Genomic DNA, 25,584 nt, shown 5'->3' with positions numbered 1-25,584 from the left:
ACTTTTTTTTAGAAGTTATAGGTGACACCTAACATAAAGTTGCGTCCCATCAGTGGGGCGTAATCTTTAAGTAACGAGGTGTGTGGCCGCGCGTCTTGGTCGAGTAGATTCGTGCCTTTGACATAGAACAGCATGTCACCCGCAGAAGTATATAAGCGGTAGGTGACGGCGGCATTCACTAGCGCATAGCCTGCTGTTTCGGTTTCATTGTCGGCAGTATCCGTTTGTTTAGCATAGCCAATCGCACCGATTTCAGCGTGCCATTGTTGTTGGTCAAAGTTTAAAGTTGAACCGATACGCATGGGCGAAATGAGTGGCAAGTTACCACCATCGACCAGCTTGCCACGGGTGTAATCGCTGAACATATCCAATGACCAAGTATCGTTGAACGGGATACTGGCTTGGGCCTCGAGGGAATAAAGCTCGGCATCGCCTTGGGTGTATTGGTAAACCGGTAAATCACCTTCAGCATCGCCGTTGACTATATCAGAGGCGATTAAGCCCGTATCTTTCTCGTAATAGAAATTATTGACTCGGTTGTAGGCCATGCTCAATGAGCCTGTCCACGCACCCTCTAATTTGCGCAGGGTTAAGTCGATATTGTTGGCGATCTCTTTATCGTTATTGCCACTGTTAGTGATGATTTGACCATTTTCAATGCTGAACTGCGAACCAAGCTCAAAGCTTTGGGTGGCATCGTGGGGACCATAGCTGTAAAGCTCTTCGGCGGTGGCCGAACGTTGGGCGCGGGTGAGCGACAGTCCCAAGTTATAGGCGGGATCGAAGTCCCACACCATGCCCGCCGATACGGTGAGATCATTATCGACTAGGTCTTCGGCTTGGTAGGTTTGTTCGCCATTTAGTGTGTCTAACGTCATGCTGTCTGGCACTAAGCGGTAATGCTCTAAGCGGCCGCCAAGCTCGAAGCGAAAATCTCCGACCTTACGTTCTTGCACGATAAAGGCGGCTAAGGTATCGGTTTTGCTGTCTGGTGTCAGCGCTTCTTCGCCTTCAACGGCAAAATCACGGTGTACAGCATGCAGCCCCATAGTGCCTTGCCATTCGCCCCAAGGATGATTGTTAAGGCTTAAGCGCACTTCACTTTGTTTGTTGAAGAAAGTTGTGCCGGCAACCCCATCTTCTTCCTCAGCATGTTGATAATCGGTATAACCCGCATCAAAACGCAGTTTACTGAAGCCTGCAAAAGGATCTAACAAACCACTGTGCAGTTGCCATGCGGTTTTCTTTAAATCTATGGTGATGTCGGGCGCATCGGCTTCGCCGCGGCCGGGAATACCGTAATTCGATTCAGTACGCGCGCCGGACACGCTGACAAATCCCGTGTCACCGGTATAGCCAACCCCCGCGGCATAGTCGTCGAGTTTTTGGTTACTGTTCGCCAGTTTTCCATGGGTTTCGGGCAGATTGGCAATGGCATTTCCCGGAATATCGACATCGTCGGTAATGCGGTGGGTGCCATCTACATGCCAATTGAACTGACCATTGCCACCATCGATATCCCCGTTAAAGGTGCGGCCATTGCTGGCTGTGTCGTAGCGAGTGCCAAATTGTCCCGACAGCTCATCGACTGGGCTCTCGTGGTAGCGTTTATCCACCACATTGACCACACCGCCAATGGCGCCGTTCCCGTAAAGCAATGTGCCTGGGCCGCGCAGGATCTCAATTTGCTGCGCCGAGGCGGCTTCTGCTGTTACCGCGTGATCGGCCGATACCGTCGATGCATCACCAACAGACAGGCCATTTTCAAGCACTTGTACTCGAGGACCGCCCATGCCGCGAATGATGGGGCGACTCGCCCCCGCGCCAAAGTGGGAGGCTTGAACGCCGGGCAGTTTTTCTAAGGTGTCACCTAGCGTCGGCTCGATATTGAGCTTGAGTTGATCTTCGGTCAGTACACTAATTGGCGTAGTGCTTTCGAGCGCAGAGCGGGCGAGCGGCGATGCGGTCACGACAATGTTTTCCATCGCCGTTTTTGTCAGTGAAATATCCTGCGTTACCGCGCCAGTGGTTATCTGCAAATCTCTATCAACATGCTTAAAATCGGCATTGCTAATGTGGAGATGGATATGACTATTGTCGGCGACAGTTAACTGATACTGGCCCTGTGGATTTGTGCTTGTGCTCGTCCCACCGTCGATACTGACAAGGGCGCCAGCGATAGGTGCGCCTTGCAGATCGGTCACTTGACCTTGTAATTGAGCGGCCATAACCGGTGAACACACGCCAGCCACTGCTAGCGCTATTGAAGATAGTGCAAGTTTCATTGTGCCTTTCCTTTAGATAAGCAAAAAAATAGATTTTTTAAATGATTGAATTTGCTTAAGACAGTAAGGGCGGTGCACGCACGTTGAAGTGACGTAACCAAGGTAAACTCGGTTGTTGATAAGGTTTCTGCGGGATACTTTCAGCTTGCTGCAATCCCATCGGTGGCATAAGCACAGACGATGGGCCCGCATTTTGCTCATGACCAAAATCGCACAGGAAACAGTGGGCATGCTCATGTTCTAAACTGTGTTCAGCAGAATGCGACAGCGCAACCGATTGGATGACAATCAGCCACACGCCGAGCAGTAGCCAAAGCCACTTTCTGTGAGTTGGGGAACTTGAGTGAGTCATTATTCTTCTATGGGTCAGAGTTATCTTAGCGTCGCACCAGTCGTCGAGCGCGAGATACAGTTGATCCTAATTTGTGACCCGACCCTACTTGAATTGTCAGTCTTGGGTCTAGTTAACCTTTGTTAATAAAGAATGTTTAATCGGTTTCGATGATGGGATAATTTAATCTATTAAATTGTTTTTATTATTGATTTTAATCATTTCAATTTATGTGGATTGACGAAGATGAAGGTTTTAAGACCCTAGTTACATCCTCAATCGATTCAGCGGATAAGCGTATTAGGCGCGAAGTTTCCCCCTCGCTTAAATTCACTTCCTTGCGCTTTGCTGACTGTTCTTGCTATCTGACGATATTTTCGTCGCAAAAATGCAATGGCTTGTGCAGTGGCGGATAAAAAGACTAACAAACTGTTGTAATATGTAGCGCTAAATAACGACTAGAAATGTGGATTAAATGGGCATGCGTATTCTTTGTTTTTTTGTGTTAACGCTCAGCATGCTTTCCGGTACCGCTGCCGCATCGGATATTGCAAGTAGTGTCAATGGAGGCACCAATCGCCTAGCCGATGGCGGTGATTTTGAACTGGGTATGAGTGTTTACGGGATCAATCAAATTGATGTTCGGCAAACCGATTCTGGCGCTGCGCAATTGTCGCTGTTGGTCAGTGGCATGTATCAATACAAAGGCATGTTTGTTGAGATGATCCACCAATCTCAGGATGGGGTTAATCTTGGGGTTAATCTTTGGAGTTCAGAGGATTGGTCCTTTGATCTGTTACTGGCGAACTTACAAGGTTCATGGTCACGTCCAGATGTGGACCCCAGCACACTCGATGAAGCTGGCCGCAATGCTTATCTACTATCGGAAGATTCGCTCTATATTGGCGCAGGTTTTCGTGCGACGCGTTATTGGGGCGATAACTACGTTTTCCAGTACAGATTAGTGTCTGATTATTATGATGATCAAGGTATTCAGAGTTCTGCCAGATTGGGTAAGTCTTGGCAGGTACGTAATTGGAACTTTCACGTTTTGGGAAGCGTAGGCTATTCATCAGCCACCTTGAATCGCTATCTTTTTGGTGTCAGTAAAGAAGAAGCGACCGAACGCTTTCCCGAATATCACCCGAACAGTTCTTTTAGCTATGGCATGGAGCTCGGTGTTGCCTATCCGCTGAGCGAGAGTTTTGTATTTAGAGCCATGTATCGCTTCAATGTGTTATCCCAAGAAGTGACCGACAGCCCTTTCAATCAAGCTGGCTATGCATCGTACTTTAATGCCTCTATCAGCTATGTGTTTTAGGGGCGTGGGCATGAAGCGATTTTATTTGTGGCTAGTGTTACTGAACGCGCCTTTTTTTGCTTGGGGTCAAGATGATTCGGTGATTTTTACTGCGACCCCAGAGCGCTGCATTGCGCTCCATAAGGGGCAAACTTGCTATCAAGATGTGTTGTTTCGATGGCAAACACCTGCGAGCGGCGAGTATTGCCTCATACTGACTGACCGCCAGCACCAGCTAATCTGCTGGAGCGGCAAAGCCATGCAAGAATACCAATATAGTTTTGAAGGCGATAAAACGGCGACTTTTAGTTTGATCCGTAATGATGATGTGCAACCACTGGCGCAGGTCAAAGTGGTGGTGACTTGGGTTTATAAGGCCCCTAAACAGAGTCAGTCAGGTTGGAGGTTATTCTAATATGTCAGTTGAAAAACACATCTTAGTGGTCGAAGACGATATCTCGCTGGCTGAGTGGATCAGTGATTATTTACTCGACCACGGTTACGAAGTCACGGTTGCCAGCCAAGGCGATTTTGCCTTAGAGATGATAGCCGAAGAGATCCCTGACTTAGTATTACTCGACGTAATGTTACCCGTTAAGAATGGTTTCGATGTCTGTAAGGAAGCGAGAGCATTTTATGCTGGGCCGATTCTCTTTATGACGGCTTGTGTTGAGGATGGGGATGAGATCCGCGGATTAGATGTCGGGGCAGATGATTACCTGACAAAGCCGATCCGGCCACAGGTGTTGTTAGCGCGGATAAAAGCCCTGTTACGCCGTGTGGGTGATGAGGAGCAAAAACAACAGTTAGTGTTTGATTCGCTGGTGCTCAATGCTACGGCAAAATCGGCCACTATCGATAAACAGCCGCTGGATTTGAATGCCAATGAGTTCGATGTGTTGTGGCTACTGGCATTGAAGGCGGGCACGATAGTGAGTCGTAATGAACTGGTGGCTCAACTGCGGGGCATTGAATACGACGGCCTAGATCGCTCAGTTGATATTCGCATATCGCGTTTACGCAAGAAATTACAGGAAGCGTTGAGTCAGCCCTATAAAGTAAAAACCATCCGTGGCAAGGGATACCTTTTTTGCCGCGACGAAGGTGAGCAAGCTTTATGAAGAAGTTGATGACTTCTCTGGTGCTGGTCGTGCTGGTGGCCATTGCCAGCCTAGGTTGGTCGATAAGCGAGTTTGCCAGTCTGCTAGATCCTGATAATGACACGCAAACCCCAGCCTCTCACCTCGCCGCATTAAAACTGCTGGGCGGCACACTGGCGCAAACGCTCGATAACGATAGCGTTAACAATCACAGTTTTATCGCAAACTGGAACCAGTTAAATTCAGAGCAATTGTCTTTAGCGAGTGAAGCCGATTTCGTCTTACCCTCAGATCTAAAAACCGCGTTTTATGCGGGAGAATCGCTGCTGCTGGAGTCCGATGACGGTATCTCCTTGCATTATTTACTGCCGAAAACGGGGCAGGTATTGAACATCAATACCGATATTGTCACGCCCACCGATGGCAACTTTGACTTGAATAAGCTGTATACCATGCTTTTTTATGGTGGTGTGGTGCTGATATTGTTGGTGTGGGTGTCTCCCTTGATCCGTCAACTGGTTAATCTCAGTAAGGCGACCCAAGCGTTTGGCATGGGGGAGTTGCAGCAGAGAATTCCTGTTAGAAAAACGTCGTACATAGGCACTATTGAAAGCGAATTCAACCGCATGGCGGATCGTATTCAGCAATTGATCGATGACAACAAACTGCTCAGTCGAGCGGTTTCTCACGATTTAAAAACTCCGATCGCACGGCTAAGATTTGGCATTGAGGCGCTGGAAGAAACCCAAAGCGAACAGCTTAGAGTGAAGTATTTCCAGCGCTTGAACCGCGATCTAGACACTATGGAAGACTTGGTGATGACGCTGCTGAGTTATGCCCGCCTCGATGAAGCGAATATCCAGCCCGATTGGCAGTCGATTGAACTCAATGCTTGGCTACTCGAAAAGTATCAAGGTCAAGTGTACCCCGATTTTTCGGTTGAACTGGTTCCCTATCCCACAGCTCTCAAGATCAAGACAGATCCCAAGTACTTATCAATGCAGGTGAATAATTTGCTCAATAATGCGCTGCGTTTTGGTAAGGCAAAGATTCGGCTGACGTTGGCAGTCGAGGAGGGCGCGACCTGGTTACACGTTGACGATGATGGGCCGGGGATTGATGAACTGGAGTCTGCGCAGGTGATTAAACCTTTTGTGCGTGGTCAGCACAGCCGTGGAAATTCCGGTCATGGCATGGGTCTGGCGATTGTCGATAGAATTGGTTGTTGGATGGGTTCCCCATTACGTATTGGCCGTGCTCCTGACTTGGGTGGGGCTCGCATGTCACTAAAATTCAAGGCTGAAATTTAAGGCTGAAGTTTAAGGCTGAAGTTTAAGCCTGAGGGCAGAGTTGTTTTCATCGGCAGTGTAACGATAAAACTCACCAGTCTTGATGCCTAATGAGGATCTAGACTGGTGCATTTTGATGAGCAATTAACTTTTCACATTAACATTGTTAAGTATGTAATCCGTTTCATAGATGCGAGAACTCGCATTTTCTGGCTTGCTATGTAAACCTGTAACTTCGACCATGACAGAGGTTTCTTGGTTCATCGTTGAACTTCCCCACAGGATATCCTTACTTGTGCTTGCTCCTACTCCAAACTGGCCAATTGCATCACGTTCGGTTTGTTCGTGAGTAAAAGTGAAGTAGTTATAACCAGCCTGTTTGCATAACTCTGCTGACTTACGCATGACGTACTTTCGGGCCAATGCGCGGTCAGTGTTGCTATTGCCAACAAAGCTTATCTGCCAGCTATCGGGTGCAATCTGTGCGGTTTCAAAGCCTTTACCGAAAGACCAAAATTGCTTTTCGGTATCGTAGGAAGTGGCGCAAGCTGAAAGCATCAGGGCTAATCCAGCACATAAAAACGTTTTTCTGATAAGTGTCATGGTCTTGTCTCGTCAGGTTGGTTAGAAGCTATAGCTCACGCCAAGGGTGGTAACCCACTGGTTGCTACTGTCGATTAGCGGAGAGTCAGCCATGTTGGCAGCTATGTACGAGTAACCTGTGGCTTGAGTGATGTCTAAATGCTTAGTCACTGGAATTACCAAAGCGTAACCTAGCTTATAGGCAAAGGTGCCGTCGGCTTGATAAGCAGGGCGCTGCGCAGTGGCTTCAGATGACGTCACACCTGTGTAGTAGTTTGCGAAGTCTTTACTGAAATAGTGCACACCCGCATAAGGCACCAGATCACCAAAGCCCAGATTGATTGGATGGTAGTAGGTGATATCAGCTTGAAAACCATCATAAACATTTGTCACATCGTGTTGGAATTTGGTTGATAACGTGCCCGTGCCTAAATGAATGTCGGCGTTTAAACCCAGATCGCCACTGAATTTGCGATCTTTCATGCCCGTTAAAATATCGGCGTCATTGGCATCAAAGCCAGGATTGGCAACCACAAAAATGCTGAAGTTAACGGCACTGTCGTTGGTGCCTAAAAAGCGGTAGTTGATACCGGACAGGTCGGCGTTGAAGTCATCACCGTGGTAGCCGCCATTGAGGTAGACACCTGTCTGGTGATCTTGACCCTTATAAAATTGACTGCCAGTAGCAACACCTGCGCCAGCAAAAAACTGATCTTGATGACTATAGATATTACCGTTACGAATGTAGGTATTGCTTTCAGCAAGCGCGTGGCTCGACATCAAAATACTTGTGATAATAAAGCAAAGTTTTTTCATTTTTTGATCCTTAAGACATCTGTCTAGTGACTGTGGCGCCACTATATTTCAGTTCTTAAAAGGACTCTGTATCCGAATGTAACCTGAAGCATTTTGTCGAAGGACCGCTGTAGGGTATTGAGCTGAGCATGCTACTGCGAGTTTAACGAGGGTAATGTGATAGCTTTGTGCTTGGTCTGTGCAAGGGAGTTTGGGGTAGAGGGTTTGCCGTTAATCCAAAGCGAAATGCAATAAAGGGCGATATTTAGAATGGTAAAGCGGCGTTGAGCTAAAAGAAATCAATAGCATCAGGGGGATTGGCCTGATGCTATGGCTTATTCAAACGACTCGCTGGCTAAGCCTTGGAGCCAAGATTCCTAAGGTTAGGGCTAAGGGCAAGGTAATCTGAATTTATCGGACAGTTCGTTTAATCGCACTAACAGCTCAGGCGATAAGGTGACTTTCAGGCTGTCGATGTTTTCTTTCAGTTGATACAAGTCGGTGGCGCCAATAATGTTGGAGCCGACAAACTGACGTGAGTTAACAAAGGCTAACGCCATTTGCGCTGGCGTGAGTTTGAACTCGCGGGCTAAATCGACGTAGGCTTGCGTGGCCTCCAGTGCCATTTGCGAACCTGTATAGCGGGCGAAACGCTTAAACAAGGTCAGGCGTGCACCTTCGGGCCATTGGTCGTTGCAGTATTTACCGGTTAGGGCGCCAAAGGCCAAGGGTGAGTAAGCGAGCAGCGGCAGGTTTTCACGGTGGCTGATTTCGCTCATGCCGACTTCGAAGCTGCGATTGAGCAAGTTATAGGGGTTTTGCACACTCACAATACGCGGCAGACCGTGTTTTTCGGCGAGTTGCAGGTACTTCATCAAGCCCCAAGGTGTTTCGTTCGACACCCCGATATAGCGCACTTTACCTTGGCGAATGACTTCGGCGAGGGCTTCTAGGGTTTCGAGGATCGGCGTTTGATGTTCTTGATCCTGTTGCTCGTAAAACAGTTCACCAAAGAAGTTGGTATTTCGGTCGGGCCAATGGATTTGATAAAGATCGATAGTGTCGATTTGGAGGCGTGCTAAGGAGGCATCGACCGCTTGGTGAATGTTGTTCCAGTCCAGCGCCATATTCTTGCGAATATAATCACTCTTACCACCCGGTGCGGCAATTTTAGTGGCAATCACTAGGTCATCACGGTTGCCGTGTGCCTTGATATATTGCCCCAGAATACGCTCGGTTTCCCCTTGGGTTTCGGGCTTAGGCGGGACGGGATACATTTCCGCCGTATCGATAAAGTTGATGCCATTTCCTATGGCGTAGTCCAGCTGTGCAAATGCTTCGGCTTGGGTATTTTGTTCGCCCCAAGTCATAGTGCCCAAACAGATTTTGCTGACCTCGAGATTAGAATGCGGTATGCGTCTGTATTCCATCTATTTCTCCTACGAAAACTCTCTTAGTTTGAGGCTACCAAGCTTTTGCTGTAAAGCAAAGGTTAAACCATAGGTTGAAATGTTAGTGCGCTAAAAATAGCCAGCCCGCTAAACGGTATTGCGCCCTGTTGAGGCATGCCATTGGTTGAAGTTTGTTCTCTGAGTCGCGCTTTTAACGGTTTTATCGCTTTGCTGCACTGAGATGGGGATTTTGGCTTATTTTTGTAAACCTTAGGTATGACTAAATCAGTAATAACGTATTTATGAATAAATTGTTATAAAACTACATTTATAGATCGCGGCGAGTTTGGAAGTGAACCTGCGTCACAAAACGGCGTAAATTTACGTATCTAACTTACGAATTTACGGCGGAATGTGACGCCAATATCGGAAACTGGGTTAACAAATCTCTACCCTGAATTTATCTAAAAATTTTTCATGGTTGATATTTGTGATGGCAGATTTTTCAAACCAAATTGTAACGATCAAAAAAGGCCTCGACTTGCCGATTGCTGGCGAGCCGCGACAGGTCATTGAACTCGGTGCTAAGCCATCCCAAGTGGCTGTTCTGGGTGAAGAATTCGTTGGGCTTAAGCCGACGATGTTGGTCGAAGAGGGCGATTGGGTTCAAAAGGGCCAAGCCCTGTTTGAAGATAAAAAAACACCGGGCGTGTTGTTCACTGCACCCGCTAGTGGCCAAGTCGTGGCGATTAACCGCGGCGAGCGCCGAATTCTACAATCGGTTGTCATTCGTTGTGATGACGGCGAAAACCGCGATGGACAGATTTCCTTCGAGATCCATCAAAACATCGCCGCTTTAGCAAGGTCAACCGTTCAGGCGCAATTAGTGAAAAGCGGTCTATGGACTGCACTGCGTACGCGGCCTTTCTCGCGCGTGCCTGCGCTCGATAGCACGCCCGCAGGGATTTTTGTTACCGCAATTGATACTAATCCACTGGCCGCCGATCCGCGTTTGATCATCGCCGAGCAAACCGAAGCTTTTAAAGCTGGCTTGCTGGTGTTGAGCCGCTTAACCGAAGGTAAGGTTTACCTGTGTCAGGATAAGGGCGAAGCGATTGTGAAAGAAGCATTACCACAACTTGAGGTGCGCCGATTTGACGGTGTTCATCCTGCAGGTTTAGTCGGCACTCATATTCACTTTACTTTACCTGTGAGTTTAGAGCGTCAGGTATGGCATATCGGCTATCAAGACGTGATTGCCTACGGCAAATTATTCCAAACCGGTGAGTTATATACCGACCGCATCGTCGCCTTAGGTGGCCCGAGCGTGCTAAATCCGCGTTTACTGCGCACTCAGTTGGGCGCCGAGTTAAGTCCCTTAGTCAGTGATGACATCAAACCCGGCCAAAACCGTGTGGTATCGGGCTCTGTGTTATCTGGCCATACCGCGGTTGGTGTACATGACTTTTTAGGTCGATTCCACAACCAAGTGTCAGTGCTGAGCGAAGATGCGCAGCACCATGTGCTTTCTTGGGTACGGGGTGGCTCGGATAAATTCTCTATTACCCGCGCAGTGACATCACGTTTGTTTGGTGCCACTAAACTGTTCGAATTCACTACCCATCAGGGCGGTTCAGCCCGCGCCATGATGGCCTTTGGCCAGCTAGATCGCGTGATGCCACTGGATATTTTACCCACCTTGCTCGTTCGAGACTTAGTGGTGCGTGATACCGATGAGGCGCAAGCCTTAGGTGCATTGGAGTTAGATGAAGAAGATCTGGCGCTGTGTACTTTTGTGTGTCCCGGCAAATATGACTTTGGTAAAGAATTACGTGCCTGTCTAGATGTTATCGAGAGGGAAGGTTAATGACTAAGCAAGTTAAAAAACCTGATTTACAGCAAGCTACTGATTTACAGGAAGAATACTACGCAACGGGTAAGTCGATGAAGGGCTTTTTGCGTTCACTCGTTATTGCCAGTGGCCACAGCACTAAGGGTAAAGTGCATGTGCGTGACGCTATTGACGTGAAACGTACCATGACGCTAGTCGGTTTGTGTTTACTGCCCGCCATTTTATTCGGTCTATATAACATTGGCCTACAGGCACAACTTGCGCTTGCGGGCGGCTTATCGGCCCCAGATATTTGGAAGTTAGAAATCTTTAATACCCTGTTCGGCGGCCTTAGCCAAGACACTGGGATATTAGGTTTATTCCTCTATGGTCTTAGTTTTTATTTGCCGATTTACCTGACAGCGCTACTCACCAGTTTGTTCTGGGAAGTGGTATTTGCGCGGGTTCGCGGCCAAGAGTTGCACGAAGGCTTCTTCGTTACAGCCCTGCTATTTACCTTAATCTTGCCAGTATCGACTCCGCTGTGGCTGGTGGCCATGGGGATTTCCTTCGGTGTGGTTGTGGCTAAAGAGCTGTTTGGCGGTATGGGATATAACTTCCTTAACCCTGCGCTGGCGGGCTTGGCTTTTATCTACTTCGCCTATCCCTCTGAAGTTGCAACCATTAAACAGCTGGTTGCCGTTGATGGTTTCTCTGGTGCGACTGCACTGGCACAAACCGCAGCGGGCAAGCTGAGCTTTGCCGATTACGCTTGGTTTAGCGCCTTTAGCGACCCTAATTGGTGGAACAACTTTTTTGGCTTCACCGTGGGCGCAATTGGTGAAACCAGCACCTTAGCGATTTTGGTCGGCGGTTCATTACTGCTGATCAGCCGCTTAGCCGACTGGCGCATTGTGCTCGGTGTGCTGCTGGGCATGATAGCGACTGCAACGCTGTGTAATTACATCGGTTCTAGCAGCAATGACATGATGGCAATGCCGTGGACTTGGCATCTAGTCACTGGCGGTTTTGCGCTGGCGATGATGTTTATGGCCACCGATCCTGTGACCACTTCCTACACTCGCCAAGGCAAATTTGCCTACGGTGCCTTGATTGGTTTTATGACAGTGCTTATCCGTGTCGCTAACCCCAAAATGCCTGAGGGCGTGATGTTAGCCATTCTGTTCGCCAACCTTTGGGCGCCGCTGTTCGATTATCTGGTGGCCCGCGCCAACATCAAACGGAGATTAAAACGTCATGGTCTTTAAGAAAGATACTGTGGTGGGGACCATGATCTTCACCATCACGCTCTGCCTCCTGTGCTCGTTTATGATCACAGGCACAGCAGGCATATTGAAAGAACGTAAAGTCGCCAAAAAACGTGACGAAGTGAAGCGTTATGTGTTGATGGCCGCTGATGTGAACTTAGGTCAGGACACTGACTTTAGAGAGATTTTCGCTAAATCGGTTAAGCCATTATTGATCAACTTAGACACAGGTAAGGTGGACTCTGACGCTAACGTGCTCGATTTCGATGAGCGTATGGCGGCGATTAATCCTGAGACCTCAAGCGCACCGAAAAAGGACATCGCCAAGATTAAAACCCGTGCGAACGATGCGCGCGTATTTAAAGTGCTCGATGCCGACGGCAAGTTAGACAGTGTGGTTGTGCCTTTCTACGGTAAAGGTCTGTGGTCGATGATCTACGGTTATGTGGCGGTTGAACCCGATTTCAATACCATCAAAGGGTTAGTCGTGTACGAGCATGGCGAAACCCCAGGTATCGGCGACTTTGTGACCGATCCCCATTGGTTATCGCTATGGAAGGGTAAGCAATTATTTGATGAAAAAGGCAAATTTGCTATGCGCCTCGTTAAAGGCGGCGCTAAAGAAGGCGATGTCCACGGTGTCGATGCTGTGAGTGGCGCGACCATGACAGGCCGCGGCGTGCAGCGCGCAATGGAGTTTTGGTTTGGGGTTGAGGGTTTTCAAACCTTCTTCAATCAGCTGAAAGCGACGGCCGCGCAGGGTGAATTGCAAGGTGAGTTGGGAGAGGCAAAATGAGCAACACTTTATCCATGCGTGACATGTTAACGGGGCCAGTGTTTGCCAATAACCCCGTCGCGATGCAAGTGCTGGGCGTATGTTCGGCGCTGGCGGTCAGTAACTCAATGCAAACCGCTGTGGTAATGACGCTCGCAGTGACCTTTGTGTTGGTGTTTTCTAACCTGATTATCTCTGCCATCCGTAACTTTATCCCGACCAGTGTGCGCATTATCGCGCAGATGACGGTTATCGCCTCCTTGGTGATTATCGTCGACATGGTACTGCAGGATGTGGCCTATGAGTTATCTAAGCAACTTTCTGTATTCGTTGGGTTAATTATTACTAACTGTATCATCATGGGCCGCGCAGAAGCCTTCGCCATGAAGTATCCACCGCATTTAGCGGTCGTCGATGCGCTCGGTAATGCGACAGGTTATGGCTTGATTTTGATCAGCGTCGCCTTTGTACGCGAGCTGTTAGGGACAGGCAATTTATTCGGTCATAGCGTGTTCACCACCATTGAAAACGGCGGTTGGTACTTGCCAAACGAGATGTTCAAGTTACCACCTAGCGCCTTCTTCCTGATTGGTGTGCTGATCTGGACTATCAATGTGATCCAGCGGAAACGGGGTTAAGGAGCAGATATGGAACACTATATAAATCTATTTTTGCAGGCCACTTTTATCGACAACATGGCGCTGTCGTTCTTCTTGGGCATGTGTACTTTCTTGGCCGTGTCTAAAAAGGTGTCAACCGCCTTTGGTTTAGGCGTAGCCGTGATAGTAGTGATGACCTTAGCTGTGCCGTTAAACCAGATCATTTACGTCAAAGTGCTCGCGCCTGGCGCGCTGTCTTGGGCGGGATTACCCGGTATCGATTTAAGTTACCTACAACTGATCACTTTCATCGGTGTGATTGCGGCGTTAGTGCAAATCCTTGAAATGTTTTTGGATAAGTACATTCCTAGCCTGTATGACTCCCTTGGGATCTTCTTACCTTTGCTCACAGTGAACTGCGCGATTTTTGCTGGGGTGATCTTTATGGCGAACCGTGATTACAACTTCGGTGAGTCAGTTGTGTTTGCTATGGGCTCGGGTCTTGGCTGGGCGGTGGCGATTGTGCTGCTGGCGGGACTGCGCGAAAGAATGAAATTCAACGCGATTCCCGAAGGCTTACAAGGTATTGGTATCACCTTTATCACAACAGGCTTGATGGCGCTGGGCTTTATGTCTTTCTCTGGGATCTCGCTGTAAAGCAACAGTAGGCGAGCCAAGAGTTGAGAAAGTGAAACCAGATTCTTTTTAGAAAAGAGCTAGAAAAGGGTAATACGATGGAAATGGCAATTGGCATAGGCATGTTCACGCTAGTGGTCTGTCTATTGGTGATAGTGATTCTAATCGCCAAAAAGCAATTAGTGGCTACGGGTGAAGTGACGATCAGCATCAATGAAGATGCCGAAAAAAGCATTCAAGTTGCGGCGGGTGACAAGTTACTCGGCGCCTTGGCGAGTCAGAGTATTTTTATTCCGTCAGCCTGTGGTGGCGGCGGAACCTGTGGTCAGTGCCGAGTGAAAATCAAAGCGGGCGGCGGTGATATTCTGCCGACTGAAATGGGCCATATCACCAAGAAAGAGGCTAAAGAAGGGTGTCGTCTCGCCTGCCAAGTCTCAGTGAAAACCGATATGGAACTTGAGCTCGACGAAGAAATCTTTGGGGTGAAAAAGTGGCAATGCAAAGTGATATCTAACGATAATAAGGCGACTTTTATCAAGGAGTTATTGCTTGAGTTACCCGCAGGTGAAGATGTTCGCTTTAAAGCGGGGGGGTATATTCAAATTGAAGCGCCAGCCCATGTGGTGAAATACGCCGACTTTGATATTCCTGAAAAATACCGTGGCGATTGGGATAAATACGGCCTGTTTGACATTGTCTCGACCGTCAACGAAGAAGTGTTACGCGCTTACTCTATGGCCAACTATCCCGATGAAAAGGGCCGTATTATGCTGAACGTGCGCATTGCGACGCCGCCATCGGCCAATGTGCCAGCGGGCAAGATGTCATCTTACATCTTCAACCTGAAAGCGGGCGATACAGTGACGATTTCTGGGCCATTCGGAGAGTTCTTTGTGAAGGAAACCGATGCGGAAATGGTGTTTATCGGCGGCGGTGCCGGTATGGCACCTATGCGTTCACACATTTTCGATCAGCTTAAGAGTAAGAAAACCACACGTAAAATGAGCTTCTGGTACGGCGCCCGTTCAACCCGTGAAGTGTTTTACCAAGCGGATTTCGATGCCCTAGCGGCCGAGAATGACAACTTCGTTTGGCATGTGGCGTTATCTGAGCCATTGCCTGAGGATAATTGGACTGGCTACACAGGCTTTATTCATAATGTGATTTATGAGAATTATCTTAAAAATCATAAGGCACCAGAAGATTGCGAGTACTACATGTGTGGTCCTCCAATCATGAACTCTTCAGTGATTAAGATGCTTGAAAGCCTAGGCGTTGAACCAGAAAACATCTTACTCGATGACTTTGGTGATTAGCCGTTAAACTTAAGCTAGAGCTTAATCAGAGCTTCAATTAGCGGTTAAAGCTTGAAACTCATAACTCGCGTTAAGGCAACTTAACGCGAGTTTTGTTTATTGCTTGTTAGCGTTTTTAAGTTCAAAGCCTCTAACAATGACATATGCGATAAGGGCAAATATAAATACGATAAGATACATCCATGCGATACTTTGCAAAGTTTCAATAATTGTCCGATAGATCTCAATAGTCCAACGTTCTAGAGTTAGCTGTAGAATTTCAACATCTTTATGTCGAGCGGTAATGTAGCGTTCTAAATCATAAATTCTAACTCCACCAGAAATGCCCACAACGTATGTGGCAAAAATAATATATTTTTGCCAAGCGGCACTGATTGAATCTTGAATTATTCGAGAAAATATTTCTCCTAGTGGTTTTTTGAAAATCGAAACAACTAGAAATGAAACGGTTATAGATAGTGCAAATGTAATAAACAGTAATGTAAAAAACATGCTCTCTCCTTAGAACAGATAATCAAATTGAAAACTTTACCAGCCATTTAAAATCAACAACATAATCTGCTTTCGGCTTACGTCTAAGCGAATAGTCATTGAGGTTGCTTTAAGGATTGGGGTCAAAGTTACTTCCACATTACTCCTGAATAGGCTCGCCATGGCATTGGCTTATCGACACGGTGAATAGAAACCTAGGGTTTCTGAGCTTATGAACGAGAGCCATGGACGGCGAACTGGCAGTTAAACAGGGATGTTGTTCAAGTCCATCCTTGGATGCTCGACCGCCCCGTCCATGGGGCGGACGGTCGCCTCGCAAATAACCCTGACTCTCCTGTTGAGCATCGATGCAATCTTTAAGTTTAATAGACGATAGAATTGCCGCAAACGGTCACTTCTATGACTATACCTTATTACTCTAAACCCCTTATAAACCAGAAATTTTGTTATGTACAATTGTACATCTAGAAAGTTTAACAATGGGTGGCCATGTTTTTCTTAGTTGATTATAATGGTTTCACCATTTGGTGACTTTGGCTGATTGTGTAAGAGCTTGAAGCTCATAAGTAACCGCCCCCTCTTTTCTATACTAAAGTGTGTCGGTTATTCTTGGAATCTAGGGTTGTGGTTGATTGCCCCTGTGGAATATTAAAATGAAAATAGCTATAAAAGAAATGCTTGTTTTTTGCTCTGCCCTTATAATCAGTTGTAGCATAAATGCACAAGTTACATCTCCCCAAGCAAATGGGGAGTATTTAGATTCTGTAAGGTCGGCTTGTAATACTCGTTTTAATAATGCTGCTTATTGTAATTGCTTTTCAGAACTTGTAATTAAACATATGCCATCCTCTTTACGTGAGAATGTGCTCAAAGATCAAAATAAAGTACAATTAGTCATGAACCAAGTTATGTTGCAGCATATGAAGAGCATAGAGGCTAGTTGTAGTAGTTATATTAAGGAAGATTCGTCTATACCTAGCTTTGATGTTTCACCTCTACTTGCTGAAACACTGATGAAGTATAGAGGTGATTTGCTTTCTCCCGATAATGTTAAAAAAATTCAACCGCTTAATAAAGATATTGGCTGGAAGTTCAGATTGTTGCCACTAAGCGAAAACGAACTTGTTGGTAGTGCTTTTATATTAAAAGAAAAAAAGGAAGGGGAGTATTATTTTGATTACACAAATGTAAACTCTTCCGATGGTACTGTGGGTAAATATAAGTTTAAAGATGGATATTTATTTAATTTTGCAAAGAATTACTCTCCGCCTAGATATGTCTTGTCGGGCGAGGAGTCTTGTAAATTCACAGTTGGAAGATGTGAGTTTAAATCATATGACGGGAAAGTAAGTTATATGTATACAGAATACCGCGATGGTATGTGGATACGAAATGTTCCTGGATTTAGATTAAGTAGGTCTCTAAATATTGATGTCTATGACTCTCAAGGGTTTCCTGTTTACCGTTTCCACAAAAGTTTAAAAAGTGGGAATTCATATGAAGAACATCGAGTCGAGAGTCAGTGACGTAGATCAGGTATTAAATCAGGCAGTAAGAAAGATCGGAAAGGCATAAATTTTGTGCCAAACGATTTTCAATTTATTAAAAATTGAGCGAGGTAAAATTGCCATATTTTAATGCATGTAAGTTAAGAAAGACTATGCCCTAAGACTGATAATTAAAATCATCTTGCTGAATAACATTTGTTGATACAAATGGCGTTGTTGATTAAATCATTTCATAGAACGTAATCGTTCCAAGACTTCTGCCCGAATAAGCAACTTGCTGGCGAACGGCCATACCCAGTCTAATGACTTTGTTCATCGCCTTCACACCAGCCAATGCCTCTGCAACTTGCCCATTGTAATCACGTAAACTTAGCATTGGACTATTCAACTGTTTATATCGGCCCATGGCGGTCTCTGCTAGAGAGCGCTGGTGATAGCCGTTATCGATTTTCCATTGTTTCAGCTGACCCGCTTTCAGTGCTTCTACCGCTTCATTGCGTGGATGCCCCTTTTCCCATAACCCCGCATTTGAGCGCGGTGGGATGGTAGCTTTGCAGCCTTTACGTCGCAGTAATTGATAACAACCCTTTGTATCATAAGCCCCATCTGCCGATACCTGCGTTATCTTTCGCCGTAAAGGATTGAGTAAAGTCGGCAGTACTTCATTATCGCCTACTGACACAACACTGACTTCAGCTGCAACGACTTCGTGAGTGCTTGCATCTATGGCTAAGTGCAACTTGCGCCATGTGCGGCGTTTTTCGCTGCCATGCTTGCGCGTTTTCCATTCGCCTTCACCAAACACTTTCAGGCCCGTGGCATCGACAGCAACATGCGCTATCGGTCCGCGACTGGGGTTGCGGTACTTGATATTGACTGTCTTAGCGCGTTTACTGATAGAAGTGTAATCGGGAGATTTAAGTGGCACACTCATCAACGTAAACAAAGAGTTGAGAAAGCCTTCTAGCGCACGCAACGATAAATTAAAGATGCCTTTGATCATCAACGCGGTTTCAATCGCCACATCACTATAGCTAAAACCGCGACCACGCCCGCCATGATGCTCATTGCAGTACCACGCTTTTACTGCAGCTTCATCCACCCAGAAGGTGAGCGAACCACGGTTCACTAACGCTTGGTTGTATTGCTTCCAATTAACTATTTTACGTATTGATTTGCCCATGTTGCCGTCCTGAAGGTGAGTCAGAAGATCTGATCATGGCAACACCGATTAGTTCACTGATTTGTGCAACAACGCCGATACAAATTGATAATGCCAAACAAGTTGAATCATCGCTGCTTGGCATTGTTACTTCAGTTTGAATTTTGCTTCGTGTTCTATTGATTAAGCTCTAGCAGCATTGGCATTTCGCAGGCGTCGTGGCCTGTGTTGCCTAGGGGAGCGGATAGATGTACAAAGCCCAATTTCTCATAGAGTTTTACGGCTTCATTTAACGCGGCTGTGGTTTCTAAATAGCAGCTTCGATAACCCGTTTCGCGGGCGAAATCGAGTGCCATTAGCGCTACACGTGTTGCGAGTCCTTTACCGCGAATTTCGGGCATAAAGTACATTTTCTGCAATTCACAAACACCCTCATTGTTGGCTAACGGCGCAATGCCGGCGCCGCCTAGAATGCGACCCTCTAATTCAATAATCCAATAGTTGGCGCCCGCTTGGGAGTAAATCTGGCTGAGGCAATCTAAGGTCGGGTCGGCCACGCTATAACCTTTATCTGCGGTTAAGCCGTATTCGGCCGAGACATCGCGGATGACTTTGGCAATCGCGGCATCATCTTGGGCTGTGGCTTGGCGAATGTGGCAGCCACTTTGGTGTTTGGCGTTATGTACGGCTTGGTTATATAACATGAGTGCCTCTTCAATTTGTGAGGTTTGTGCCGGAGTCAGTTGGGCTAAGATCTCTTGAAATAATTGATTTTGCTGAGTATCTAATTTCAGGAGTAACTTCTTCCCCGCGGGCGTGAGTTGTACGACTAAACAGCGACTGTCCCGTGGGTGTATTTGACTCTGGGCAAGATTTTTATCAATCAGATGCTTAATGGCTCGGCTCGCATTGGACTTATCTATGCTGAGTTTGCAGGCCAGCTCTTTGATGGTCAGCGGCTGCTTGCCTATCTCAAACAAGGCGTGGGCTTGAACTGGCGAGAGGGGCAAATCTCCAAAGGCGGCGTTGAGCATGCCTAAATTCCTCACCAGATAGCGAGATAAGTGCCTGAGTTGAGCGGAGGAGCCTGACTCCGCCGTTTGCTTAGCGTGAATTACAGGCTTAACTGGATCTGGAGTCGATGGTGCGTCTGTGTGAGCCATAGTCGAATGGGTTTGGTTGCATGTCACAACTAAGTTAGCGGGCTTCAACTGCGCTTGCAACATGTTACTAACAAGTTTGTGCGTAAATATCGGGATTTAATAGCGGCGCCATGGCGAGAATAATCGCTTGGGTGTAATTACTTTCACGGGTCGCGTGGCCGTGGGTGAGCAAACCTATGGCACCGCCTTTTTGTTTGATATTGACGGTATTGAACAATCTATCCATCACATGCCCGAGTTCTTCACCTGCTTCTAATGCCCGATAAACCTGCATTGGCAGAGGTAAAATTGCGCTGCGGCCAATGGCAAGTTGGTCTTTATGCCCAATGGCGATATAGGCGAATGTGGCTGGGCCAAAGTCGAAACAATCGACACCGCCTTCCATCGCAAAATAGTAGTCGGCTTGAGTATCTTGTTGATCCTGTTGTTGACAGTAGTGCACCCGATTAATCGCCCCTTGGCGAGTGTCTTTATCTGTCATTGGCTGCGCAGCAACACCTGAAGGCGCATCCATACCGCTGGCTTCTATGATACTGTCAGGGAACAGTTGTGCCATCGCTTTGGTTGCTGCGTTGATTTTTACTGGGTTTTTAGAACCCACTTTTATCTTGATAATGTTTTGTTGCATATAAGTTATTTAATTCGGCTTTTAATGTAGACGCTCGTTTGAATCATTGCTTAAATGGTATGAGGTGTCTAAGTGTTTGGGTTTTCTATTCTGCCACAGTCGTCGGCGAAGCTCAGTAAAAAGCCAACAGTAGGGGAGGCAATAGCCAGCCTTAGGGACTAGGAAGCGACATATGTCTATTGCTCTTTCAGTAATGGAGGCAGGGATAGGCAATTGAAGGAACCAAAACCAAGAGATAATAATAATGAAATTCAACAAACTCGTGATCGCTATGGGGATGGCCTGCGGTGTAATACTCGCCGGCTGTAACGATAGCGAAGATAGCACTACACCCACCGAACCCGAAACTCAACTGCAAGCTTTTGCCCCCAACGGTTTACTCAAAGCCAATATTCGCCGCACCACCTACGGCGTGCCACATATCCAAGCCGATAACTTAGAAAGCTTAGGTTTTGGTAGTGGTTATGCGCAGGCACAGGACAATTTATGTGTGTTAGCCGATGGCTTTATTAAGGCTAACTCGCAGCGTTCCATGTACTTTGGCCCCCATGCGTCGATTGACTTCACTACGGGCCAACCCACAGCGGAAGATAACGGCAACTTGATCTCTGACTTTGCCTACAAAGCGTTAAAGATCAGAGCACAAGCCGAAGAAAAATGGCCACAGTTTAGTGAAAACTCTCGGGCGTTGATCCAAGGTTTTACCTCTGGTTATAACCAATATCTTGCCGATGTCGAAGCGGGTAAACAAACGGCAGAACCTTTCTGTGGCGGTCAGCCTTGGGTGAAACCTATAGTGCCAGAGGATGTGGTGACTTATTTGTTTTCAATCGCTTTGTTACCGGGCGCCGCCAACTTCCTCGATTTGATTTTTTACGCTAACCCGGGGGATGCGCAGGAATATATGCCGCGTATCGTAGGGCCTGCGCCCAGCCAAGACCAAACCGCATTTGTGGCCGATATGCAGTCTAAGTTGATTGCCCGCGCGGCCCGCATCACCACGCCAGAGACCAATCCCCGAGGATTAGGCTCTAATGGTTGGGGTTTAGGTAAGGATAAAACCGAGAACGGTAAAGGCATGGTGCTCGGTAATCCGCATTTTCCGCATACGGGTAACCTGCGTTTTTGGCAGTCCCATATTACGATCCCTGGGCATTTAGACATGATGGGCGGTTCGCTTGTGGGTATGCCAGGGCCGATTAATATCGGTTTTAACAAAGATTTAGCGTGGACTCATACCTTCTCTACCGCCGAACATTTTGTGATGTATAACTTAGAGTTAGTCTCGGGCGATCGGATGCAATATCTGTTCGATGGCAAACCAATGCCGATCACCAAAGAGACGGTATCGATTCTAGTGAATGCAAGTCCTGCCGGCATGTTAGTGGCCGAGAAGGATATTTACACCACGGCAAAAGGCCCTATGGTCGAAGCGCCAGCTGCTTTAGCGCCTTTTGGTTGGGATGATGGCAGCGCCTTTATGCTCCAAGATGCCAATATGGGCAATATGGACCCCGTTGACCATTGGTTAGCGATGGACATGGCGACCAATAAAGAGGAGTTCCAACAGGCCTTTAAGGACTACGACGGCGTTATCTTCAATAACACTATGTACGCCGATAAAGAGGGCAATGCTTTCTACATCGACGACTCGACAGTCCCGGGATTGTCTGAATCGGCAGTGGTGTTGTTAAAAACCTCACCGGATATTAAAGCGGCTAAGGCTAAGGCCGGATTTACGATTTTACCCGGTAACACATCGTTGTTTAGTTTTGATGGTCCAACACCCTATGAGCGTGCGCCCAAGCTTGAGCGCAGCGACTTTGTGCAAAACTCCAATGACTCATTCTGGTCGACCAACTTGAACGAGCCGCTGACTTATTTCTCGCCCATGTATGGACCAGAAGCAGGGCAATTGTCGCTGCGAACGCGGATGGGCTTGAGCTTAATGCAGGATGCGGCTGGGGCAGATGGCAAGTTTAGCTTGGAAGAACTCGAAGCGGCGGTGTTGTCTAATCGCAGTTATCTTGCTGAGTTAGTGCTGCCTGATTTGATTGCCCAGTGTGATGCCCAAGGCAGCACGCCTGTTGTGGTGTCGGCGAGTTTATCTAAGGATGTCACTTCGGCGTGCACGGCGTTAAAAGCGTGGAATGGTAAGCAAGATAACGACAGCAAAGGCGGTGCTTTACTGCGTGAGTTTGCCCACCAATTCAGCCAAACGACCATGTTGACCCAAGGATTCGATCCCGCCAATGCGGCGACGACACCTAAAACCTTGACCACAGATGGCAGCGCCTTAGTGGCCTTAGCCCACAGTGCACTGAATCTTGAGGCGGCCGGTTTTGCCTTAGATGCGCCATTGGGTGAGGTGCAATTTGTGGAGAAATCGCTGCCTGACGGTACACCAAGCGGGTCGCGTTTACCTTGGCCGGGTAGCCACAATGCCGAGGGTGGATTCAACGTGTTCTCGACCAGTCTGTCGGGTGACGACACTTTAATCCCGCAGCACAAGTACGCAGCTGTGATGGACGTGGTTACTGGCAAGGCGATGAGTTCTGGCTTAACGGCGAAGGGATACCAAGTGCGTTATGGGTCGAGCTGGATGATGGCGGTGAACTTTACTGACGAAGGGCCAGTGGCGCGGGGAATTTTAACTTACTCTGAGTCGAGTAATATCCTAACGCCAGCGTTTGCCGATCAAAGTATCTTGTACTCAAGCGAGAAAAGTTTCCGTCCGTTGTTGTTCAAAGAGGCCGATATAGCGCCAGCCGTGGTGTCGACCACTGAGCTCACGTTACAGAAACCTTAAGTCTGATTTTGCGTTAATCGTTAACGGCTCACTCCGGCGTTGGTTCCGCAGTGAGCCGTTTTTTATACGCTTTTACAACTGATAGCGACTTGTAAAAATTTAACATTAGCGGATGTGATCTTGATCGACTCTAGCTATCGATATGCGGTACTGGATCGTGTTTTGCTGATTTTTGTGACTTATCTCCGAATAGGTGTTTTTCTCGGCGCTTATGCTATGTCACTGGCTTTGGTTTGAGGTGAAAATATTGTGTCGTTAAGCGGTTTTTTATGTGTGTTTTTTGCTGCCATATTGAAAATTTATTACATTAAATCAGCGATCTAGATCTCAATATCAGTTTATTATGAAATTCCCTTACATAAAGCCGTGTCAGATCAACTTTTATGAGCTTTTTTTGGTTATCCTTAGCGCGAATTTATTATGCTAGTCACACCGTAAGGTAACTTTTATATGCAAAAAGATGCGACCAGTGTTCTTGGAACACCTCAAAGCACACAGAATCTAGATTCAACGAAACATTTACCTTGGACTCGCCAAGATACGACTTGGATGTTGAGTTTATTTGGCACTGCCGTAGGCGCTGGAATTTTATTTTTACCCATCAATGCGGGCATGGGCGGCTTTTGGCCTTTGGTATTAATGGCGGCAATTATCGGTCCTATGACCTATCTTGCTCACAGAGGTTTATCTCGTTTTGTTTGTTCATCAAGCATTCCCGGTAGCGACATTACCCAAGTCGTAGAAGAGCATTTTGGTGTTGGCGCAGGTAAGGCCATTACCGTACTGTATTTCTTTGCTATCTACCCGATTGTATTAATTTACGGTGTGGGCATTACTAACACTGTTGATAGCTTTATCGTCAACCAATTAGGTATGGCCTCGCCACCACGCTTCATTCTATCGGGTGTATTGATCCTCGGTATGATGGCTGTGATGGTTGCGGGTGAAAAGTTCATGCTGAAAGTGACACAATTACTGGTGTATCCGCTGGTGGGTATTTTGGCCTTTATGTCTATCTACCTGATCCCAGAATGGAAAATGGATGCCTTACAAGTTGTGCCAGAAGCGGGTGCATTTTTAGGTACAGTTTGGTTAACGATTCCTGTGCTCGTGTTCGCCTTTAACCATTCTCCTGCGATTTCACAGTTCTCTGTGTCACTAAAACGTGATCATGGCGCCAATGCTTCTCGTAAAGCCGACGTGATTTTACGTAACACTTCGATGATGTTAGTGGGCTTTGTGATGTTGTTTGTGTTCTCTTGTGTGCTGTCGTTATCACCAGCCCAATTGGCAGAAGCGAAAGCGCAGAACTTACCGATTCTGTCTTACCTAGCCAACGTGCATTCAAGTGGTTTTGTGAGCTACTTTGGTCCGTTAATCGCCTTTATCGCGATTGTGTCCTCTTTCTTCGGCCATTACATGGGCGCGACAGAAGGCATGAAAGGCGTGATCGTTAAGCAGTTACGCTCAAGCGGCAAATCAGTCACTGACGCTAAGATCAACAAGTTCATCCTAGGCTTTATGTTTGTCACTATCTGGGCTGTGGCTGTGATCAACCCAAGTATCTTAGGCATGATTGAAGCTTTAGGCGGCCCAATTATCGCGGCTATCCTGTACTTGATGCCTATGTATGCCGTGTATAAAGTGCCAGCGTTAAAAGCCTATCGTGGCCGTATCAGCAATATCTTCGTGATCATTGCAGGTTTACTGGCGATGACGGCGATTCTGTTTGGTTTCTTCCGTTAAGTTTTGCGAGTGCAGTGAAGCTTAACGAGGAGTTAGCGTTAGGCTTTTAATCTGAATCGTGACTCGTAAAAAAAGGATCGTGCCATTGGCCCGATCCTTTTTTATTGTGAATAAGCTATTGAAGGATTTATTTTTCTTCGTACATTAAGTAGTAACTCTGCTTCATCCCTAAGGCTTGATAGGTCTGCTGGGCGGCGAGGTTTTCTTGCTCAACATATAAACGGAAGCTGGCAGCGCCACCATTGGCTTCGGCCAGTTGTTTGACTTCACTGTAGAGCTTGCCATAAATGCCTTGGCGACGATTTTGCGGGCGAATATATACACTCTGGATCCAGTAATAATCCTTGGCGCGCCAATCGCTCCATTCAAATGTCACCATAAGCGAGCCGACTATCTCACCTTCAATTTCGGCGACGAGGTAAAAGCCTTTTTGCGGACTTTCAAGTAGCGTGCCCACGCCGCGGGTTAGTGTCGCTTCATCTAAGGCTAAGCCTTCGGTTTCTTGGGCCATCGCCTGATTAAATTGGACTAAGGCACTGAGGTCCTGAGCTTTAGCTTTACGGATCAACATACAACAA

General features: G+C 47.1%; 23 protein-coding genes. 13 read left to right on the top strand and 10 right to left on the bottom strand.

The window, feature by feature from the left end; all coding sequences use genetic code 11:
* Positions 1-8 precede the first annotated feature (8 nt).
* Both Q4Q54_RS01135 and Q4Q54_RS01130 read right to left on the bottom strand, forming a co-directional pair.
* Entirely contained in the window at positions 9-2,285 is a 2,277-nt protein-coding gene (locus tag Q4Q54_RS01135) for a TonB-dependent receptor (RefSeq protein ID WP_311987310.1), read from the bottom strand.
* Between the two features lie 55 nt (positions 2,286-2,340).
* Positions 2,341-2,637: a hypothetical protein gene (locus Q4Q54_RS01130; RefSeq protein ID WP_106651547.1), complete on the bottom strand. Its 297-nt coding sequence runs from the start codon at positions 2,635-2,637 to the stop codon at positions 2,341-2,343.
* Positions 2,638-3,097: 460 nt separating this feature from the next.
* Here Q4Q54_RS01130 and Q4Q54_RS01125 point away from each other — a divergent pair, with 460 nt between their 5' ends.
* The 4 genes from Q4Q54_RS01125 to Q4Q54_RS01110 are packed head-to-tail and all read left to right on the top strand — an operon-like array spanning position 3,098 to position 6,326.
* The gene (locus tag Q4Q54_RS01125) at positions 3,098-3,937 is read left to right on the top strand and encodes a MipA/OmpV family protein (protein ID WP_311987308.1); all 840 of its coding nucleotides are present in this window, start codon (positions 3,098-3,100) and stop codon (positions 3,935-3,937) included.
* A 10-nt stretch (positions 3,938-3,947) separates the two neighbouring features.
* A complete protein-coding gene (locus Q4Q54_RS01120; RefSeq protein ID WP_071938536.1) occupies positions 3,948-4,331 on the top strand; it encodes a DUF3019 domain-containing protein in 384 nt (127 codons plus the stop codon).
* A gap of 1 nt (position 4,332) precedes the next feature.
* A complete protein-coding gene (locus tag Q4Q54_RS01115) occupies positions 4,333-5,037 on the top strand; it encodes a response regulator transcription factor (RefSeq protein ID WP_311890951.1) in 705 nt (234 codons plus the stop codon).
* A complete protein-coding gene (locus tag Q4Q54_RS01110; RefSeq protein ID WP_311987305.1) occupies positions 5,034-6,326 on the top strand; it encodes an ATP-binding protein in 1,293 nt (430 codons plus the stop codon). Before Q4Q54_RS01115 ends, Q4Q54_RS01110 begins: the two co-directional genes overlap by 4 nt.
* 123 nt (positions 6,327-6,449) lie before the next feature.
* Here Q4Q54_RS01110 and Q4Q54_RS01105 read toward each other — a convergent pair whose 3' ends face one another.
* The 3 genes from Q4Q54_RS01105 to Q4Q54_RS01095 all read right to left on the bottom strand — a co-directional run bounded on the left by Q4Q54_RS01105 (position 6,450) and on the right by Q4Q54_RS01095 (position 9,112).
* Positions 6,450-6,908, bottom strand: a complete 459-nt coding sequence (locus Q4Q54_RS01105) for a CC0125/CC1285 family lipoprotein (protein ID WP_106651545.1) — start codon at positions 6,906-6,908, stop codon at positions 6,450-6,452.
* A 21-nt stretch (positions 6,909-6,929) separates the two neighbouring features.
* A complete protein-coding gene (ompV, locus tag Q4Q54_RS01100; protein ID WP_311987303.1) occupies positions 6,930-7,703 on the bottom strand; it encodes an outer membrane protein OmpV in 774 nt (257 codons plus the stop codon).
* 368 nt (positions 7,704-8,071) lie between these two features.
* The gene (locus Q4Q54_RS01095) at positions 8,072-9,112 is read right to left on the bottom strand and encodes an NADP(H)-dependent aldo-keto reductase (RefSeq protein WP_014615364.1); all 1,041 of its coding nucleotides are present in this window, start codon (positions 9,110-9,112) and stop codon (positions 8,072-8,074) included.
* A gap of 454 nt (positions 9,113-9,566) precedes the next feature.
* On the opposite strand from Q4Q54_RS01095, the gene Q4Q54_RS01090 reads away from it, so the two are divergent.
* The 6 genes from Q4Q54_RS01090 (at position 9,567) to nqrF (ending at position 15,498) form a co-directional block, all read left to right on the top strand.
* Positions 9,567-10,940: a Na(+)-translocating NADH-quinone reductase subunit A gene (locus Q4Q54_RS01090; RefSeq protein WP_311987301.1), complete on the top strand. Its 1,374-nt coding sequence runs from the start codon at positions 9,567-9,569 to the stop codon at positions 10,938-10,940.
* On the top strand, positions 10,940-12,172 hold the full coding sequence (locus Q4Q54_RS01085) for an NADH:ubiquinone reductase (Na(+)-transporting) subunit B (RefSeq protein ID WP_311987299.1): 1,233 nt from the start codon (positions 10,940-10,942) through the stop codon (positions 12,170-12,172). The genes Q4Q54_RS01090 and Q4Q54_RS01085 overlap by 1 nt, the downstream gene beginning before the upstream one ends.
* On the top strand, positions 12,162-12,968 hold the full coding sequence (locus Q4Q54_RS01080) for a Na(+)-translocating NADH-quinone reductase subunit C (protein ID WP_311987297.1): 807 nt from the start codon (positions 12,162-12,164) through the stop codon (positions 12,966-12,968). Before Q4Q54_RS01085 ends, Q4Q54_RS01080 begins: the two co-directional genes overlap by 11 nt.
* Positions 12,965-13,585 (top strand): NADH:ubiquinone reductase (Na(+)-transporting) subunit D, encoded by a 621-nt coding sequence (locus Q4Q54_RS01075; RefSeq protein WP_006080314.1) that lies wholly within the window; start codon positions 12,965-12,967, stop codon positions 13,583-13,585. Before Q4Q54_RS01080 ends, Q4Q54_RS01075 begins: the two co-directional genes overlap by 4 nt.
* A gap of 9 nt (positions 13,586-13,594) precedes the next feature.
* Positions 13,595-14,203: an NADH:ubiquinone reductase (Na(+)-transporting) subunit E gene (gene nqrE, locus Q4Q54_RS01070; protein ID WP_006080315.1), complete on the top strand. Its 609-nt coding sequence runs from the start codon at positions 13,595-13,597 to the stop codon at positions 14,201-14,203.
* Positions 14,204-14,280: 77 nt separating this feature from the next.
* The gene (gene nqrF, locus Q4Q54_RS01065) at positions 14,281-15,498 is read left to right on the top strand and encodes an NADH:ubiquinone reductase (Na(+)-transporting) subunit F (RefSeq protein ID WP_311987294.1); all 1,218 of its coding nucleotides are present in this window, start codon (positions 14,281-14,283) and stop codon (positions 15,496-15,498) included.
* A 96-nt stretch (positions 15,499-15,594) separates the two neighbouring features.
* On the opposite strand, the gene Q4Q54_RS01060 is transcribed toward nqrF, so the two are convergent.
* Complete coding sequence (locus tag Q4Q54_RS01060; protein ID WP_006084039.1) at positions 15,595-15,990, bottom strand: hypothetical protein; 396 nt, start codon at positions 15,988-15,990, stop codon at positions 15,595-15,597.
* 653 nt (positions 15,991-16,643) lie between these two features.
* On the opposite strand from Q4Q54_RS01060, the gene Q4Q54_RS01055 reads away from it, so the two are divergent.
* A complete protein-coding gene (locus Q4Q54_RS01055; RefSeq protein WP_006080317.1) occupies positions 16,644-17,516 on the top strand; it encodes a hypothetical protein in 873 nt (290 codons plus the stop codon).
* 202 nt (positions 17,517-17,718) lie between these two features.
* On the opposite strand, the gene Q4Q54_RS01050 is transcribed toward Q4Q54_RS01055, so the two are convergent.
* The 3 genes from Q4Q54_RS01050 to yjjX form a co-directional block, all read right to left on the bottom strand.
* Positions 17,719-18,681, bottom strand: a complete 963-nt coding sequence (locus Q4Q54_RS01050) for an IS5-like element ISSba21 family transposase (protein WP_012588486.1) — start codon at positions 18,679-18,681, stop codon at positions 17,719-17,721.
* Between the two features lie 155 nt (positions 18,682-18,836).
* A complete protein-coding gene (locus tag Q4Q54_RS01045; protein ID WP_006080319.1) occupies positions 18,837-19,886 on the bottom strand; it encodes a bifunctional helix-turn-helix transcriptional regulator/GNAT family N-acetyltransferase in 1,050 nt (349 codons plus the stop codon).
* Positions 19,887-19,890: 4 nt separating this feature from the next.
* The gene (gene yjjX / locus Q4Q54_RS01040) at positions 19,891-20,451 is read right to left on the bottom strand and encodes an inosine/xanthosine triphosphatase (RefSeq protein WP_071938525.1); all 561 of its coding nucleotides are present in this window, start codon (positions 20,449-20,451) and stop codon (positions 19,891-19,893) included.
* A gap of 244 nt (positions 20,452-20,695) precedes the next feature.
* Here yjjX and Q4Q54_RS01035 point away from each other — a divergent pair, with 244 nt between their 5' ends.
* Together Q4Q54_RS01035 and Q4Q54_RS01030 are read left to right on the top strand one after the other, a co-directional pair.
* Positions 20,696-23,260 carry an acylase gene (locus Q4Q54_RS01035; protein ID WP_311987289.1) on the top strand — a complete coding sequence of 855 codons (2,565 nt, stop codon included), beginning with the start codon at positions 20,696-20,698 and terminating at the stop codon, positions 23,258-23,260.
* A gap of 450 nt (positions 23,261-23,710) precedes the next feature.
* Positions 23,711-25,006 (top strand): HAAAP family serine/threonine permease, encoded by a 1,296-nt coding sequence (locus tag Q4Q54_RS01030; protein ID WP_311890940.1) that lies wholly within the window; start codon positions 23,711-23,713, stop codon positions 25,004-25,006.
* Between the two features lie 127 nt (positions 25,007-25,133).
* Here Q4Q54_RS01030 and Q4Q54_RS01025 read toward each other — a convergent pair whose 3' ends face one another.
* Positions 25,134-25,577, bottom strand: coding sequence for a GNAT family N-acetyltransferase (locus Q4Q54_RS01025; RefSeq protein ID WP_006084032.1), 444 nt, complete (start codon positions 25,575-25,577; stop codon positions 25,134-25,136).
* Positions 25,578-25,584: the final 7 nt, after the last annotated feature.

Origin of the sequence: Shewanella sp. SP2S2-4, from assembly GCF_031932025.1 — a bacterium.
GTDB lineage: Bacteria > Pseudomonadota > Gammaproteobacteria > Enterobacterales > Shewanellaceae > Shewanella > Shewanella baltica.
The sequence above is the reverse complement of the archived record's forward strand: the minus strand, read 5'-3'. Positions and strand labels throughout refer to the sequence as shown.